The organism is Microbacterium luteum (assembly GCF_015277875.1).
GTDB classification, from domain to species: domain Bacteria; phylum Actinomycetota; class Actinomycetes; order Actinomycetales; family Microbacteriaceae; genus Microbacterium; species Microbacterium luteum.
Window position 1 is genome coordinate 3,197,967 of record NZ_CP063814.1, and the last position, 16,119, is coordinate 3,214,085.

Consider the following 16,119-nt stretch of genomic DNA (forward strand, 5'->3'; position numbering starts at 1 on the left):
AGTGCGACGGACGACGGGGCCCGCCGGATCCTTTCGAGAATGGAGTTCCCATGACCCTGCTGCAGGACCGCACCGCCGACACCGATCACCCCGTGCTCGACGTGATCGCCGAACGATGGAGCACGCGGGTGTTCGACACCGACACCCCGCTCGACGAGTCAGCGCTGCGCCGAGCCCTCGAGGCCGCCCGCTGGGCGCCGTCGGCCAACAACTCCCAGCCGTGGCGCTTCATCGTGGCCCGCCGCGGATCCGCTCCGCACGCCGCCCTCGTCGACACCCTCGGCGGCTTCAACAGGGCGTGGGCGCGCGATGCCGCAGCCCTCGTCGTGTTCGTCGCCCAGACCTCGCGCGATGACGGCACGCCGCAGCGGTGGGCCGAGTACGACACCGGACAGGCATCCGCCTACTTCAGCCTGCAGGCGCACGCGGCCGGACTCGCCACGCACCAGATGGGCGGCTTCGACCACGACGCCGTCGCGCGGGCCTTCGAGCTCGGCGCGAACCTCGAACCGGTCACGATCATCGCCATCGGAACCATCGGATCCCACGCCGGCATCTCCGAGGAGCTCCGCCAGCGCGAGAACGCCCCGCGCGTGCGTCGCGCCCTCGACGCCTCGGTCCTTCTCGACGCCTGACCCGCATCCGCTGGCGTCACCCTCCCGTGACCCCCGGCCGCCCCGGCTGGGTCAGGGGGCCGGGGCGGGGCCGGCCTGATCGCCGGTCACGCCGATCCGCTGCGCCAGCTGGTCCGGGCGGGGGTTGAGGTCGGGATGTGTCACGGCGACGAACGAGTACGCGTCGCCGTCGGGATCGGGGCCGCGCTCCTTGAACTCGATCGCCAGCTCGAACACGCGCCGGTCCAGCTCCGCCTTGTGCTCGGCGTTCAGGCGCAGTCCGAGCCACGTGAAGCGCACGTCCGCCGGATCGACGCCCTCCAGCTGCTGCCGCATCGTCTCGATCAGCACGACGGACTGGTTCGCGCCGAGCGATGTGCGCCACGACAGTCCCGTCGCCTTGTACGGCACCTCGCGCGCGCCGCGCCGCCCGGCACGCTCCGGCTCGGGCGCGAGCATCCCCGCCTCCACGAGCGTGCGCACGTGGTGCAGCATCGTGCCGGGGTTCACATCCAGCAGCTCGGCGAGCTCCTTGTTCGTGCGTGCGTCGAACCCGCACAGACGCAGGATGCGCAGGCGAAGCGGCGAACTCAGGGCGCGCGCGGCGAACTCGGCCTGCTGCTGCTCGTCTCGTTCCACGCCTCCACCGTACGTGACACGCCGCAGTGATTGACAGAACTCAATCTATCCCCTCAGACTGATTGGCATGTCCCAATCAGACGGGGTGGATGACGTCCCCGCCACCAAGACCTCGCTGTGGCGCGACGCGAACTTCCTCACCCTGTGGAGCGGTCAGTCCCTCGCGCAGTTCGGCGCGCAGATCACCGAACTGGCCGTTCCGGTGCTCGCCGTGCTGCTGCTCGGCGCATCCGAGTTCGAGATCGGCGTGCTCAACGCCGCCAACGTCGCCGCCTTCCTGCTGGTGGGCCTGCCCGCCGGCGCCTGGATCGACCGCCTGCGCAAGCGCCACGTCATGATCGCGGCCGACGTCGTGCGCGCCCTCGCGCTCGCGGCGGTGCCGGCGCTGTGGATGCTCGGGATTCTGGAGATCTGGCAGCTGGTCGCCATCGCGTTCGTGGTCGGGGTCGCGACGGTCTTCTTCGACGTGTCGTATCAGAGCATCGTCCCGTCGCTCGTGCGACCCCGGCAGATCGCCGAGGCGAACGGCAAGCTGCAGGCCACCTACGAGCTCGCGAACATCGCCGGCCCCGGCATCGGCGGCTGGCTCGTCGGCGTGCTCACCGCCCCGGTCGCGATGCTCGCGACCGCAGGCACGTACGCCGTGTCGGTCGTCGCGCTGCTGCTCACGCGCGACCGCGAGGAGCCGCGCGCCGCCGATGACCGCGCGCCGATCCTGCACGAGATCCGGGAGGGGCTGCAGTTCGTCTTCGGCGAGCGACTCCTGCGGCGGATCGTCGGCACGACCGCCACGTCGAACTTCTTCGCCGTCATCTCCACGACGCTCCTCCCCCTGTTCCTGCTGCGCGAGCTGGGCTTCACCCCCGCCGCGATGGGCGTGGTGTTCTCCCTCGGCGCGGTCGGCGGACTCCTCGGCGCCATCGCGACACCGCACATCGTCGCGCGCGTGGGCGAAGCCCGCGCCATCCCTCTCAGCGCCATCGGGTGCAGCCTCGCCGCCCTCGTGCTCCCGGTCGCCGCGATCACCCCGGCCTTCGCCTTCCCCCTGCTGGTCGTGCAGTCGTTCGTGCTGAGCTTCCTGGTGCTGCTGTACAACATCACCCAGGTGACCTTCCGGCAGCGGATCACGCCGCCGCGCCTGCTCGGACGCATGAATGCCTCGGTGCGGTTCATCGTATGGGGCGTCATGCCGCTGGCGGCACTGCTCGCCGGTGGGCTCGGCACGTGGCTCGGCGTCATCCCGACCATGTGGATCGGCGCGATCGGGCAGCTTCTGGCCGCCGGCTTCGTGCTGTTCGGTCCGTTCTGGAGCCTCCGCCGCCTGCCCGATGCCCCCACCGCCGGGTCGTCCCGCGGGTAGTCCCGCCGGCGAAGCGACCCGACGCGGTGCGCGGCGTGCCTAGAGTGGCCACATGGCCGCCCCCCGGATCGTCGCGATCGGAACCGCCGTACCGACCGCGCGTCTGACGCAGGACGAGGTGCGCGACATGTTCGCCGCGCAGCCGGGAACCAGCCGACTCACACAGCGCCTCATCCACGCCGCGTTCGACGCCGCCGACATCGAGACGCGCCACAGCGTGCTGTCCCAACTCGCATCCGGGCAGGCCGCCGACCCGACGGAGGCGCTGTTCCGGGATGCCGCCGGCACCCTGCACGCGCCGACGACCGGCGAGCGTAACGACCTCTACGTGCGGCACGCGCCCGGACTCTACGCACGGGCGGCACGGGCCGCACTGACCGACGCGCAGGTGGCCGCATCCGAGATCACGCACGTCGTGACCGTCTCGTGCACCGGATTCTTCGCCCCCGGCCCCGACTACCGTCTCGTGCGCCACCTCGACCTGCGCCCCGATGTCGAGCGCTACCACCTGGGGTTCATCGGATGCGCCGCGGCCCTTCCCGCCCTGCGCGTCGCCGAGCGGCTCGCCCGGTCCGACCCCGGCGCGGTCGTCCTCGTCGTGTGCGCGGAGCTGTGCTCGCTGCACATCCGGGTCTCCGATGATCCGCAGCAGATCGTGGCGGCGTCCGTCTTCGGCGACGGGGCGGGGGCGGCGATCGTCACCGGCGCGCCCGGGATCGGTCGGGCGGGCGGCCTCGAGCTGGCGGATTTCGCGACGACCCTCACCTCGGAGGGCGAGACCGACATGACGTGGACGATCGGCGACCACGGGTTCGAGATGATCCTGTCCGCCGAGGTGCCGCGCATCATCGGGCGCGAGATCCGCGACGCCGTGGGACCGGTGCTCGACGGCGTCGACGCGTGGGCGGTGCATCCCGGCGGGCGCAGCGTGCTCGACCGCGTCGAGAGCGGGCTGGATCTCGACCCGCAGGCGCTCGAGGCCTCCCGGCATGTGCTTCGGACCTACGGCAACATGTCCAGCGCGACGCTGCTGTTCATCCTGCGCGACCAGCTCGCCGACGACGCCGTCGCCGACGGTCGCACGGTCGGGGCGCTCGCCTTCGGGCCGGGCCTCACGGTCGAGTCGGCCCGCCTGACCAAGCGGACCCCCCGATGACGCTCGCCGCGCGCGACACGGCGCTGCGCGAGCTGATGGACGACCCCGCCTGCGATCCGGTGCGACTGGATGCGACCCTGCGGCGCTTCGACCTCGTCAACCGCCTCGTGTCCGGCTGGGGCACCGTCTACCGCTCCCGCCTGCGGTCGTATCTCCGCGGCCTGGAGCGCCCCGCGCGCGTGCTCGACCTGGGCTGCGGCGGAGGCGACCTGGTGCGGCGGCTCGCCGCCGCCACCGCGCGCGACGGCCTCGCGGTCACCGTCGTCGGCGCCGATCCCGACCCCCGGGCGCATCGGGTGGCGACCTCTACGCCTGCGCCGCCGAACGCGGCGTTCGTGTGCGCCGACGCGGCCGCGCTCGTCGCGCGCGGAGAGCGCTTCGACGCGGTGGTCTCCAACCACGTGCTCCATCACCTCGACGACGCTCTGCCCGCCGTCGTGGCGGCATCCGCGTCGCTCGCCCGAGGTCCCGTGCTGCACGGCGACATCGCCCGCGGGCGTCTCGCCTACGGGCTCTATGCGGTGGGCATCACGCCGCTCGCGCCCGGTACCTTCCTGCGCACCGACGGACTTCGCTCCATTCGTCGCAGCTTCACGCCGGCCGAGCTTCGCGCCACCCTCGCCGCGGTTCCGGGGCGCTGGACGGTCTCGACACCGGCGCCGTTCCGGGTGCTGGCCGAGGGGTCGGGCCGTGCGTGAGGTGATCGTCGTCGGCGCGGGGCCGGTCGGGATGCTGCTGGCCGGCGAGCTGTCGCGCCTCGGTGTCGACGTGGAGCTTCTCGAGCGTCGCCCGTCGGCCGGGGGCGGCACACGCGCGATCGGCGTGCACTCCCCGGTGCTCGCCACCCTCGAGCCGTCGGGCCTCACGGAGCGGGTGCTCGCCTCCGCCGCACGCGTCACGCGCGGCGAGGCGCGGTCCCGAGGCGACGTGCTCGGCGTGGTGCGGTTCGACCGGCTCTCGCGCCGGTTCCCATTCGTCGCGACACTGCCGCAGGCGGCGACCGAGGCCGTGCTCGCAGAGGCCGCACCTGAGCCGGTGCGCTCGGCGACCGTCACGGCGGTGCTGCCGGCGCCGGACCACGTGCGCGTGCGCGCCGCCGTCTCCGGGGGGATCACCGAGCGCGACGCACGCGTCGTGGTCGTCGCGACCGGCTCCGGCGGACGCGACGTCGTCTATCGCACCGACGCGCTCGCACGGCGCTTGTATCCGGACCGCTACCTGATGACGGATGCGACCGCCGCGATCGACGCGGACACCTCGGTCGCGGCTGTGCACCTCGACGCCGCCGGCGTGCTGGAGTCGTTTCCGCTGCCGGGCGGCCGGCGGCGGTTCGTCGCGTGGGACGCCGCCCCGCACGCATCCGACACCGCCGCGACGCGAGGCGCGCGCCTGCGCGAGGCGATGGCCGTTCGCGGCGAGGCGCAGGCGGGCGAGGGCGTGGCTGCGGCGACCTCGTTCGGCGTGCGGAGGATGGTCGCGCCGCGCATGCGCCGCGACCGCATCCTCACCGTCGGCGACACCGCCCATGAGGTGAGCCCGATCGGCGGGCAGGGCATGAACCTGGGTCTGCTCGACGCGATGACCCTCGCGCCGCTGCTGGCGAAGTGGATGCGCACGGGCACCGCGCCGACGACCCTCGACGCGTGGGAGCGCCGGCGCGTTCGATCGGCACGCGTGTCCGCGGCGATCGCGGCCGGCAACACCGCGCTCGGGCGCCCCGCCTCGCGCCGCATCGACCGCCTGCGCACGGGCGCGCTGCGCGCCCTGCTGGCCACACCCGCATCCCTCGTTCTCGCCCACGCCTACGCGATGGGCTTCGACGCCGACGCCTGAGGCGACCCCGGCCCGGCCGGCAGCGCAGGCAGCGCAGGCAGCGCGGGCAGCGCGACCATGCGGGGGGGGGAGTCAGGCGGCGAGCGCCCCGCCGGTCGCGACCAGCTGCACGGCGAGCAGCAGGGCGGCGGCCATGACGAGCGAGAACAGCAAACGCGCGCGGGGGCGTGAGAGCGCGACGACCACCGTCGCCGCGGTGAGGGCGAGGGCAGCCCCGAAGAAGATCCAGCCCAGCGGCGGGATGGCGGCGGCATCCGCCCCGACCGGACCCAGCAGCGTCGCGACGGCACCGACGAAGAGCCCGCCGATGGCGAGCAGAGTCGAGACGCGGGCGCCGAGGATGTGCGGCAGACCCCGCACCCCGGTGCGGGCGTCGTCGTCGAGGTCGGGCAGCACGTTCACCAGATGGATGGCGGCGCCGAGCGCCGCGCCGGCGATCCACGCCCACGGTGCGGCGGGGGCCGGGGGCTGGGCGGACAGCGGCGCGAGGGAGGGAAAGGCCCCGAAACCGACGAGGAACGGAACGATCGAGACCGGCGTCGCCTTGAGCCCGGCGTTGTACGCCCAGGCCGCCGCGAGGAAGAGGGCGTGGGCGGCGAGCATCCCGAACCCGATCGCGAGGGACAGTCCGACGGCGAGGGCGAGGCACGCGTAGGCGGCCGTCCAGGCCTGGGCGGCCGTCGCGTCGCCGCGCGCGAGCGGCTTGTCGGTGCGCCCGACGACGCGGTCGCGGGGAAGGTCGATGACGTCGTTGGAGATGCCGACGGAGAGCTGCCCGAAGAACACCGCCGCCGTCAGCAGGGCCAGGTGCGCCGGCGGCACGCCCGCCGCGGCACCGAGGGCGAGCGCCAGGGCGGTGACGACGAGCGTCGGGCCGGGGTGGGAGGAGCCCCACAGCGCGCGGACGACTCCCGCCACGCTCCGTCGATGCCGCTCCCCCATGCCTGCACGCTACCGGCCCGGCACCGCCCGTCGGCCGCACGGCCTCGCCCGCGCGGCGTCGACAACACAGGAGATCCGCGCCGCATGACCGACAAGAGGGGGCTGCGGCGCGGATTCCGGCGAAATCACCTGCGTTGTTCACCGCGGCACCCGCCCGGGGCGCGGCGGCACGGGCGTCAGTCGTCGAGGAGCTCCGCCTCGATCACCTCGTCCTCGTCGGGCTCGGCGGCGGCCGGGGCCGTCGCGGGGCCGTCGCTGGTGAGCACGAGGGTCGAGCCGTCGGCGGCCATGTCGACCCGCACCACGTCGCCGTCGCGCACATGGCCCGACAGCAGGGCCATCGCGAGACGGTCCTGCACCTCGGACTGGATGAGCCGCCGCAGCGGCCGCGCGCCGAAGATCGGGTCGTACCCGCGCTCGGCGAGCCACGCACGTGCGTCGGGGGTCACCGCGAGCGTCAGCCGACGATCCCGCAGGCGGCGCTGCAGCGCGTCGACCGCGAGCTCCACGATCTGCGCGAGGTCGTCTTCGGTGAGCGCCTGGAAGATCACGATGTCATCGAGGCGGTTCACGAACTCCGGCTTGAACGCCTGGCGCACGAGGCCCTGCACCTGCTCGCGCTTCTGCTCGAGCGGGATGGTCGGGTCGATGAGGATGGGCGAGCCGAGGTTGGACGTGAGGATCAGGATGACGTTCTTGAAGTCGACGGTGCGACCCTGCCCATCGGTGAGGCGGCCGTCGTCCATCACCTGCAGCAGCACGTCGAAGACCTCGGGATGCGCCTTCTCGACCTCATCCAGGAGGACCACGGAGTAGGGCCGACGGCGCACGGCCTCGGTGAGCTGCCCGCCCTGCTCGTAGCCGACGTATCCGGGAGGGGCGCCGACCAGTCGCGACACCGAGTGCTTCTCGCCGTACTCCGACATGTCGATGCGCACCATGGCGTGCTCGTCGTCGAAGAGGAACTCGGCGAGGGCCTTGGCCAGCTCGGTCTTTCCGACGCCCGTGGGGCCGAGGAAGAGGAACGATCCGGTCGGGCGGTCCGGGTCGCTGATGCCCGCGCGCGAGCGGCGCACCGCATCCGAGACGGCCTTGACCGCATCCTTCTGCCCGATGAGCCGCTTGCCGAGCTCCTTCTCCAGGTGCAGCAGCTTCTCGGTCTCGCCCTGCATGAGGCGTCCGACGGGAATGCCGGTCCACGACGCGATGACGCCGGCGATGTCGTTCTCGGTGACCTGGTCGCCGACCATCCGCTCGCCGGCGGGCTCTTCGCGCTCGGCCTCGAGCAGGCCGCGTTCGAGCGCCGGGATCTCGGCGTAGAGCAGGCGCGAGGCGCGCTCGAGGTTGCCCTCGCGCTGAGCGCGCTCGGCCTCCATGCGGGCGGCGTCGAGGCGGGTCTTGAGGTCGCCGACGCGGTTGAGCGAGGCGCGCTCGCGCTCCCATCGCGACTGCAGCTCGCCGAGCTTCGCCTCCTCGGCCGCGAGGTCGGCGCGCAGGGCCGCGAGCCGCTCCTTGGCGGCGTCGTCCTTCTCCTTCTTCAGCGCGAGCTCCTCGAGCTTGAGGCGGTCGACGTGGCGGCGCAGCTCGTCGATCTCGAGCGGCGCGGAGTCGATCTCCATCCGCAGCCGCGACGCGGCCTCGTCGATCAGGTCGATGGCCTTGTCGGGAAGCTGACGGCTCGGGATGTAGCGGTGCGACAGGGATGCGGCGGCCACGAGCGCGCCGTCGGCGATGGCGACCTTGTGGTGCGCCTCGTAGCGCTCCTTGAGTCCGCGCAGGATGGCGACGGTGTCCTCGACCGACGGCTCGCCGACGTAGACCTGCTGGAAGCGGCGCTCGAGGGCGGCATCCTTTTCGATGAACTCGCGGTACTCGTTGAGCGTGGTCGCGCCGATCAGGCGCAGCTCGCCGCGGGCGAGCATGGGCTTGAGCATGTTCGCCGCGGCGACCGATCCCTCCCCGCCACCGGCCCCCATGAGCACGTGGAGCTCGTCGATGAACGTGATGACGCGCCCCTCGGACTCGGTGATCTCCTTCAGGACGCTCTTGAGCCGCTCCTCGAACTGGCCGCGGTACATCGCCCCGGCCACGAGCGCGGAGATGTCGAGCGTGATGAGCTCCTTGTCCTTGAGCGACTCGGCGACGTCGCCCGCGACGATCCGCTGGGCGAGGCCCTCGACGACGGCGGTCTTGCCGACGCCGGGCTCCCCGATGAGCACCGGGTTGTTCTTCGTGCGTCGCGTGAGCACCTGGCTGACGCGACGGATCTCGGAGTCGCGGCCGATGACCGGGTCGAGCTTTCCCTGCCGCGCGCGGTCGGTGAGGTTGATCCCGAACTGTTCGAGGGCGCTCTGCTGCTCCTCCTGCCCGGGCATCTGGGTGGCGTTCATGTGTCACGTCTCCTGACGTCGATTCCAAAGTTGAGTTTGCTTGGCTCAACTTTAGCACCGGAAGTGGATGCACGCGAGCAACGACCGGATCTCCGGCCGGTACGGTTCGTTCCGCCGCCCTCAGTTCGGACGCGCGGGGAGGGCGATGCGGAACTGCGTCCCCTCGCCGACGGCGCTCGTGGCGGACATCGTGCCGTCGTGAGCGGTGACGATCGCCTTCGTGATCGACAGGCCGAGTCCGACGCCCTTGATCGCCTGACGTGTAGCCATCTTCGATCGGAAGAACCGCTCGCTGAGCTGCTCGAGATCGTCGGGCTCGATGCCCATCCCGGTGTCGGTGACGGTGACGACGGCGTGCCCGTCCTCCCGACCGACGACGATGGTGACCGAACCGCCCGACGGGGTGAACTTGACGGCGTTGGAGACGAGATTGTCGATGGACTGGCCGATGCGGCGGCCGTCCGCGTGCAGATGCAGCGGCGCGTCGGGCACGTGCACGGCTACGGCAACGCCGGCACGCTCGGCGACGGGGAGGATCGACTCGCCCGCAGCAGACGCGATGGCCGCGATGTCGACGCTCTCGCGGCGCAGGGGAATCTTCCCCGCCTCCACCTGCGCGATGAACAGGAGGTCGCCGACCAGCTGGAGGAGGCGATTGGCATTGCGCTGCGCTACCCCGATGAACCGCTTCTGATCCTCGGAGAGGGTCTCCTCCTCCTCGATCACGAGCTCGAGATAGCCGAGGATGGAGCTGAGGGGCGTGCGCAGCTCGTGCGAGATCGTGCCGACGAACTCGTCCTTCAGGCGCGTGATCTCCTTGGCGTGACGGGCGTCGCGCAGAACGAAGGTGTAGCCGACCCTCTCGTCGCCGACGCGCCGCTCGGCGCATGTGAGGTAGACCGGGATCTCCACCCCGTCGACCGAGCGCACGAGCAGGTCACCCTCGCCCTGACCGGCAGAGCGACCGATCTCGACCAGTCGCGGCAGGATCTCGGCTTCGTCTGCGACACTGTCGTCGGCAGCAGGAAGTCCCACCGTGCGGGGAACGAACAGGTCGCCGACGGCCTCCTCGCCGCTGTGCGCTCCGTCACCGCCGAGGATGTCGGCCACGTCGTAGCCGAGGAGCAGCTCAGCCCCCGGCCCCCACCCCACGATGCGGCCCCGCTCGTCGGTGACGATGACGGCCTCGTTGTCCATCGCCTCCCAGATGCTCTTCGCGAATGCCTCGGATTCGCGAAGCCCCTCGGCAGCGGCGGCGAGCTCGGTCCTGCCGCGCTCCGCCTCCTCGAGCAGCCGGGCACGCTCGCCCGAGAGTTCGGCCACTTCTGTCAATCGCGCCCTCGCCGAGCGCGTGGTCTCGTTCACGACGATCGCGACGGCCGCGATCACCACGGCGACGAAGACGACGCGCACGAGTTGCCCGTTGCCCCAGGCCTCCAGCCCGGAGAAGTAGGGCCCGAGGAAAGCCACGACGAGCGCGCCGATCCCGAAGGCCACCATGCGGCGGCCGGGGAGCGTGGCGACCCAGACGATCGGGAGGAGGATGATGACCGAGAACATCGACGCCGAGCCACCGGTTCCGACGCGGAAGAGCCCGATCGCGAGAATGGCCAGGATCGGCACGACGGCCACCCCGTCGCGACGCACTCGGTGCCAGGGGACCAGGACGGCCGCGACTTCCAGGAGCGCGAGCCATACCACGGACGACCACATCGCGACCGGGTCGGTGATCTGACCGGCTCCGAACAGCCACACCGCCGGAAGTGCGAGCACGACCAGCAGAAGGGTGGGCAGCAGGAGCAGCCCCGGATGCGAGCGCCTGCCGGCACCACTGCCAGGCGTGCGCGCGGTCGCCGTCGGCGTCATCGGGAGGGCTTCAGCTGATCAAGGACCCGTCGCACCTGCGCGGCGGTGAACGGCTTGGGCAGGTGCGCGTCTGCGGTCGGGAACTGTGCCGGATCGAGCACGGAGCAGATGACGATCCTCGCTCCCGGGGCGAGGGCCCGAACGCGGTCCATCGCCCGCCAACCATCGTCTCGTCCGCGGAGCAGCAGATCGACGACCGCGATGTCGGGAGCCTTCTCCACGAGGAGCGGCTCCGCGGCGTCGGTACCGGCCGCCGTGCGCACGTCGCATCCGGCGCGCGTGAAGAGGGTCCGAAGCAGCTCTCGCTGATCGTCGACATCGTCGATCACCAGCACGTCGGGTGAAGCGCTCATCCCAGGATCATTCCACAGCGGGACGCTCGCGACGGCCGCGCGCGAGACGTTCGACGATCGCGACCAAGTCCTTCGACGACAGCGGCTTGGCGAGGTAGTCGTTCGCGCCTTCGCGTCGTGCGCGCTCGGCGTACTCGCCGCCGGCGTGAGCGGTCATGATCACCACGGCGAGATCCGATCGCCGCGCACGGATGTCGCCGAGAAGCTCGAAGCCCCCGCGCCCCGGCAGTTCCAGGTCGGTGATGACGACGTCGGGATCGAACTCCGACTCGAGCGCTTCGTAGCCGTCCGCACTGGCGAGCACCTTCACCTCACAGGGCAGGCGACGGTGCAGGATCGTCTGGACATAGAGGGCGACGTCCTCATCGTCCTCCACGACGATCACGCGGAACGGCTCGTCAGTCACATCTGTCACGATACGCGGAGGCGGCGGTCCGCCAAGACCCTCGCGTCAGGCTGCCGGCACCGACGGCGCCACCGCCGCGACCGCCTCGTCGACGCAGGCGAAGCGCGCCCGGTAGGCCGTGGGGGTCACGCCGAGCATGCGGGAGAAGTTCTGCCGCAGCACCGCGGCGGAGCCGAATCCGCACGCCTCGGCAATGCGGTCCAGGCCCTGATCGGTGCGCTCGAGCAGACGCTGGGCGTGGATGACGCGCTGCCGCGCGAGCCATGCGGCGGGCGTCGTGCCGTGATCGGCCTTGAAGCGCCGCGCGAAGGTGCGCGGCGACATGTGAGCCCGGGCGGCGAGTTGGTCGACGGTCAAGTCGAGCGCGAGGTTCTCCAGCATCCAGTCGGTGACCGCCGACAGCGACAGCGAGGCGACTTCGGGGAGAGGATGGTCGATGAACTGGGCCTGGCCGCCGTCGCGCTGCGGCGGCACGACCATGCGCCGCGCGATCGTGTTCGCGGCCTCGGCGCCGAGCTCCTGTCGCAGCAGGTGCAGGCTCGCGTCGAGACCCGCGGCCGTGCCCGCGCTCGTGATGATCCGTCCATCCTGCACGTAGAGAACGTCGGGGTCGACGTCGATGCGCGGGTACATCTCGATCATCGTGTCGGTGTACATCCAGTGCGTGGTGGCTCGGCGCCCGTCGAGAACGCCGGATTCGGCGAGGATGAACGCGCCGCTGCACAGGCTCAGCAGCCACGCGCCCCGCGCGTCGGCCTGACGCACCGCGTCAAGCACGCGCGCATCGGTGCGGCCCCATTTCTCGCGCGGGAGCGGCGCGACGATCACCAGATCGGCCTCGGCGGCGAACGACAGATCGTGCTCGACGTTGATCGAGAAGCCCATCCCGGACTGCACGACTCCCGGGTCGGGTGCCAGCACGCGGAAGTCGAAGTTCTGGATGCCGTCGCGACTGCGATCGAGCCCGAAGGCCTCGCACGCGACGCCGAATTCGAACGGCGCGAAGCCGTCCTGGACGATACAGGCGACCGTTCTCACTTCGACCTCCGGGATTGGGGACGTCATGGCAGTTTTACACCGATGTGTGTCCATTCTGCCACTTCTGTCTTTTTCCCGCTCGGCGTAGCTTTTCTGCCATGGTCATCCTCATCGCTTTCGCCGCCCTGGCCGCCCTCGGCCTCGCCGGGACTCTCGTCGCCCTCGTCACCGACGCGCGTCACCGCATCCCGACCGACCCCCCACGCATCCCGCAACGCGAGAGCACGGCCGACGAGACCCGGGCGAATGTCCGAGACACCGGTGCGCGCAGCCGGGTCTCGGTCGCGCGGCCCGGTCTCGCCGGCGGGCGTCAGAGCACGCCGGCGTAGACCTCGAGCATCGCCGCGGTGCGCGAGGACTGGCGGAAGGCCGCCGCGACCCGCTCCTCGGGGACCGGGGCGGAGCCGGCGGCGATGTCGGACGCCGCCCGCCGGAGCGCCTCGCCGAGGGCTTCGACCGACGCACCGGCGACATCCCACCTTCCGGCGCCGAGCTCCGCGCCGATGTCGGGGTCGCTCACGATCGCGGGTATGCCGAGGCTGGCCGCCTCGAAGACCGTCATCCCCTGGGTCTCGAACCCGATCGAGGTCTGCACGACGGCATCGGCGCGATGGATGCGCCGCAGCGTCTCGGCATAGGGCAGTCGTCCGGCGAAGCCGACGTTCGTCCCGGTCGGCGCGTGCAGGCCGTGTGCCGTGACGAACCGCTGCGCCGCGCGCAGCTGGCCACCGCCGCCGATGATCTCGACGTCGGCGGCGGGCCGGGCGAAGGCCAGAGCCTCGAGGAAGGGCATCAGGCGCTTCTCGGGGCTCATCCGGCCGAGCCACACCAGTCGCGGTCGCCCGCCGGGAGCCGGCGGCGCCTCGGCGCGCACGGCATCGAGGAGGTCGTCGTGGATGCCGTTCCACACGACGTCGACGCCCTCGCCGCGTGCCGGCGAGACGCCGTGTGCCTCGAGGCGGCGCGCGAAGTGCGTCGAGGGCGCCGTCACGGCCGACGCGCGCTCGGCGAATCGGCGGAGGTAGGCCCAGCCGTCGGCGCCGCGCGTGCGCGAGCCGATCGCGCGCCGCTGCCAACCGCCGAGGAGCCGCAGCACGGCGCGCGGCGCGGGGGTGGTCGCGGCGATGCCGACATCCACGCGGTTGTGCATGGTGTGCACGACGGGACGATCGTGGCGGGCGGCGTAGCGGTGTCCGAGGAAGGCTCCCCAGAAATCGGCCTGCACGTGCACGACGTCGACGGGCGGGCGCGCGGCCAGCGCGTCATCCACCCAGCGGTCGGTGCGACCGCCGGGCCAGGACAGCGAGTACTCGCGATCGAACGTTATCGGGATCGACGGCACGTCGACGTAGGCGTCGTCGGGGGCGACCGCCGCCGCCCGGCGTCCGTGGAGGGCGGGGGCGACGATCGTGACGGTGTGCCCGGCTCGCTCGAGGAACTCGCGCTGCAGGCGCATCGAGACCTGCGCGCCACCGAGCGATTCGACGTGCTGATCGCCGAACATCACCACGTGCACGGCGTCACTCCGGGAGCGGTTCGCCGCGGTAGAGGGCTTCGAAGGTGTCGAGGGTGCGGTTGATGTCGTGCACGGCCACCCCGTCGAGAGATGCCTGCTGCATCCGTCGGCGTTCATCGGCGTCGGCGGTGAGCACGTCGGTCAGCCGAGCGGCGAGTTCGTCGACGTCGCCGGGGGTGAACAGGTAGCCGTTCTCGCCGTGGTGCACGAGGTGCGGCAGCGCCACGGCGTCGGCGGCGACCACGGGAAGCGCCGAGGCCATCGCCTCCATCGTGGCGATCGACTGCAGCTCGGCGATCGAGGCGATCGCGAAGACGCTGGCCCGGGAGTACAGGCGCCGCAGCTCCTCGTCGGAGACGTGTCCGTGGAACACGACCCGATCCTCGAGCCCGAGCTCGTGCACGAGGTTCTCGAGGCTCTTGCGCTGGTCCCCGCCCCCGACGATGTCGAAGCCCGCCTGGAGCGCCGGGTCGAGGGCGGCGAGCGCCCGCAGCACGACGTCGATCTGCTTCTCGCTGGTGAGGCGTCCGACGAACAGCACCCGGTTCTCGGCGCGCGGCTTCAGGTCGGGGGTGTAGTTGCCCTTGTCGATGCCGCAGCTGACGGGGATGACATCCGACACGTCGATCGTGGCCTCGAGGAAGTCCGCCGCCTTGCGCGTGGGCGTCGTCACGGCGCGCGTCGAGGAGAGGGTGCGCTCCGCGTCGCCCCACGCCCAGCGGATGACGGCGTCGGTGATCCGCTGCGGCAGCACCGTGAAGTCGAGGATGTTCTCGGCCATCACGTGATTGGTCGCGACGACGGGGATCCCTCGGCGGTTCGCCTCGTAGGCGAGACCGCGCCCGATGATGATGTGGGACTGGATGTGCACGACGTCGGGCTTGACCTCGTCGAGCACACGGCGGGCGTAGTGCTTCGACCGCCACGGCCACACGAACCGCAGCCAGTCGTGCGGGGGCCAGCGCACCGAGGGGAGTCGGTGCACGCACATCTGGACGCCCTCGACGGTCTCGATGCCCGGCGCCGCACGTCGGTAGCGCTGGTTCGGGGCCACGACGTGCACCTCGTGGCCGCGACCGACGAGTCCGGCGGCCAGGCGCTCCGCGAAGCGGGCAGCCCCGTTGATGTCCGGTGCGAAGGTGTCGCAGCCGATGACGACGGTGAGGGGGCGGCGGGGATCGGGCGTGGCGGGGTCGGTCACGGGATGCGGGCTGCCTATCTGTGCGGCGGCGGAGCGCAGCGGCTGTCTGCGGAGGATGGCGCGGGTGGATCGCACCGGTTCGCGCGCGCGTCAACTGTACCGAAGAACCCCGGTCCGATCCGGGAGCGGCGCCCCGCCTTGTCGCCACGCTCTCGAGTGCCCTGTCAGGCGCGCGCCGTACGCTGGGCGCATGCCGCGACTGCACGCTGACGCCGACGAGCACCTCTGGGTTCCCGTGACGGGGTCACTGGGATTCCGCGGGCGCCGGCACCGCAAGGCCGCGATCCGCATGCTGCTGACGCAGGCGAACCGCGCGGCGGGCGCGGTCGACCGGCCCGGCAGCGGCTTCCTCGCATGGGCGATGAGCCAGGCGGCGCCGCTGCTGATGAAGCGCGCGAACGGGCGCGTGCTGGTGTGGGTGTGGAAGAGCGACCCCGACCTGCTCGTGGCGATGGCGCAGGTGCAGGAGGCGACCGCTCAGGCGCGGGCCGCGCGCGCGATGATGCCCATGGAGTACGACGACACCGAGTCGTTCCGCAGCCCCTTCCTCGGGATGGGCGAGAAGCTCGCGATGCCCCTGCCGCCCGACCCGCGCACGCCGCCCTTCGCCACCTACACGTGGGACACGGGCTCTCACTTCGTCACCGTCACGTGCGTCTGCGGAGACCGAGAGCGGTTCGGCACCGTCATGGGCTCCATGGACGACCTCGCGCGCACCGTGCGGGTGGCGGATGATCTGACGGTCGGCGAATCCGCCGGCGTGCTGCGCATCGACCCCGCCTGAACGGGTCGCGGCACGTGCCCG

Annotated in this window: 16 protein-coding genes; 7 read left to right on the top strand and 9 right to left on the bottom strand. The window is 71.8% G+C overall.

All coding sequences use genetic code 11. The features are described 5' to 3' along the window. Positions 1 to 50 precede the first annotated feature (50 nt). The gene (locus tag IM777_RS15460; RefSeq protein WP_194383977.1) at positions 51 to 635 is read left to right on the top strand and encodes a nitroreductase family protein; all 585 of its coding nucleotides are present in this window, start codon (positions 51 to 53) and stop codon (positions 633 to 635) included. Between the two features lie 51 nt (positions 636 to 686). Here IM777_RS15460 and IM777_RS15465 read toward each other — a convergent pair whose 3' ends face one another. Continuing rightward, on the bottom strand, positions 687 to 1,253 hold the full coding sequence (locus tag IM777_RS15465) for an ArsR/SmtB family transcription factor (RefSeq protein WP_194383978.1): 567 nt from the start codon (positions 1,251 to 1,253) through the stop codon (positions 687 to 689). A gap of 67 nt (positions 1,254 to 1,320) precedes the next feature. Between IM777_RS15465 and IM777_RS15470 the strand changes: the two genes are divergently transcribed. The 4 genes from IM777_RS15470 to IM777_RS15485 are packed head-to-tail and all read left to right on the top strand — an operon-like array spanning position 1,321 to position 5,602. Continuing rightward, a complete protein-coding gene (locus IM777_RS15470) occupies positions 1,321 to 2,613 on the top strand; it encodes an MFS transporter (protein ID WP_194383979.1) in 1,293 nt (430 codons plus the stop codon). 52 nt (positions 2,614 to 2,665) lie between these two features. Then, entirely contained in the window at positions 2,666 to 3,769 is a 1,104-nt protein-coding gene (locus tag IM777_RS15475; RefSeq protein WP_194383980.1) for a type III polyketide synthase, read from the top strand. Continuing rightward, the gene (locus IM777_RS15480; protein WP_194383981.1) at positions 3,766 to 4,467 is read left to right on the top strand and encodes a methyltransferase domain-containing protein; all 702 of its coding nucleotides are present in this window, start codon (positions 3,766 to 3,768) and stop codon (positions 4,465 to 4,467) included. The genes IM777_RS15475 and IM777_RS15480 overlap by 4 nt, the downstream gene beginning before the upstream one ends. Beyond that, positions 4,460 to 5,602, top strand: coding sequence for an FAD-dependent oxidoreductase (locus IM777_RS15485; RefSeq protein WP_194383982.1), 1,143 nt, complete (start codon positions 4,460 to 4,462; stop codon positions 5,600 to 5,602). The genes IM777_RS15480 and IM777_RS15485 overlap by 8 nt, the downstream gene beginning before the upstream one ends. Positions 5,603 to 5,674: 72 nt before the next feature. On the opposite strand, the gene IM777_RS15490 is transcribed toward IM777_RS15485, so the two are convergent. From IM777_RS15490 to IM777_RS15515, 6 genes are all read right to left on the bottom strand, one after another. Further along, a complete protein-coding gene (locus tag IM777_RS15490; protein WP_194383983.1) occupies positions 5,675 to 6,544 on the bottom strand; it encodes a UbiA family prenyltransferase in 870 nt (289 codons plus the stop codon). Positions 6,545 to 6,720: 176 nt separating this feature from the next. Beyond that, positions 6,721 to 8,934 carry an ATP-dependent Clp protease ATP-binding subunit gene (locus IM777_RS15495; protein ID WP_194383984.1) on the bottom strand — a complete coding sequence of 738 codons (2,214 nt, stop codon included), beginning with the start codon at positions 8,932 to 8,934 and terminating at the stop codon, positions 6,721 to 6,723. 120 nt (positions 8,935 to 9,054) lie between these two features. Then, complete coding sequence (locus tag IM777_RS15500; protein WP_071045425.1) at positions 9,055 to 10,800, bottom strand: ATP-binding protein; 1,746 nt, start codon at positions 10,798 to 10,800, stop codon at positions 9,055 to 9,057. Beyond that, positions 10,797 to 11,153 (bottom strand): response regulator, encoded by a 357-nt coding sequence (locus IM777_RS15505; protein ID WP_071045426.1) that lies wholly within the window; start codon positions 11,151 to 11,153, stop codon positions 10,797 to 10,799. Before IM777_RS15505 ends, IM777_RS15500 begins: the two co-directional genes overlap by 4 nt. Positions 11,154 to 11,160: 7 nt before the next feature. Next, the gene (locus IM777_RS15510) at positions 11,161 to 11,559 is read right to left on the bottom strand and encodes a response regulator (protein WP_176759444.1); all 399 of its coding nucleotides are present in this window, start codon (positions 11,557 to 11,559) and stop codon (positions 11,161 to 11,163) included. A gap of 45 nt (positions 11,560 to 11,604) precedes the next feature. Continuing rightward, entirely contained in the window at positions 11,605 to 12,597 is a 993-nt protein-coding gene (locus tag IM777_RS15515; protein WP_176759447.1) for a GlxA family transcriptional regulator, read from the bottom strand. Between the two features lie 98 nt (positions 12,598 to 12,695). Here IM777_RS15515 and IM777_RS15520 point away from each other — a divergent pair, with 98 nt between their 5' ends. Then, on the top strand, positions 12,696 to 12,926 hold the full coding sequence (locus IM777_RS15520) for a hypothetical protein (RefSeq protein ID WP_071045429.1): 231 nt from the start codon (positions 12,696 to 12,698) through the stop codon (positions 12,924 to 12,926). Here IM777_RS15520 and IM777_RS15525 read toward each other — a convergent pair. Then, positions 12,908 to 14,113: a glycosyltransferase family 4 protein gene (locus IM777_RS15525; RefSeq protein ID WP_071045430.1), complete on the bottom strand. Its 1,206-nt coding sequence runs from the start codon at positions 14,111 to 14,113 to the stop codon at positions 12,908 to 12,910. The genes IM777_RS15520 and IM777_RS15525 overlap by 19 nt on opposite strands. 4 nt (positions 14,114 to 14,117) lie before the next feature. Then, a complete protein-coding gene (locus IM777_RS15530) occupies positions 14,118 to 15,314 on the bottom strand; it encodes a glycosyltransferase (RefSeq protein WP_071045431.1) in 1,197 nt (398 codons plus the stop codon). Positions 15,315 to 15,504: 190 nt separating this feature from the next. On the opposite strand from IM777_RS15530, the gene IM777_RS15535 reads away from it, so the two are divergent. Continuing rightward, a complete protein-coding gene (locus IM777_RS15535; protein ID WP_071045432.1) occupies positions 15,505 to 16,098 on the top strand; it encodes a hypothetical protein in 594 nt (197 codons plus the stop codon). Positions 16,099 to 16,119: the final 21 nt, after the last annotated feature.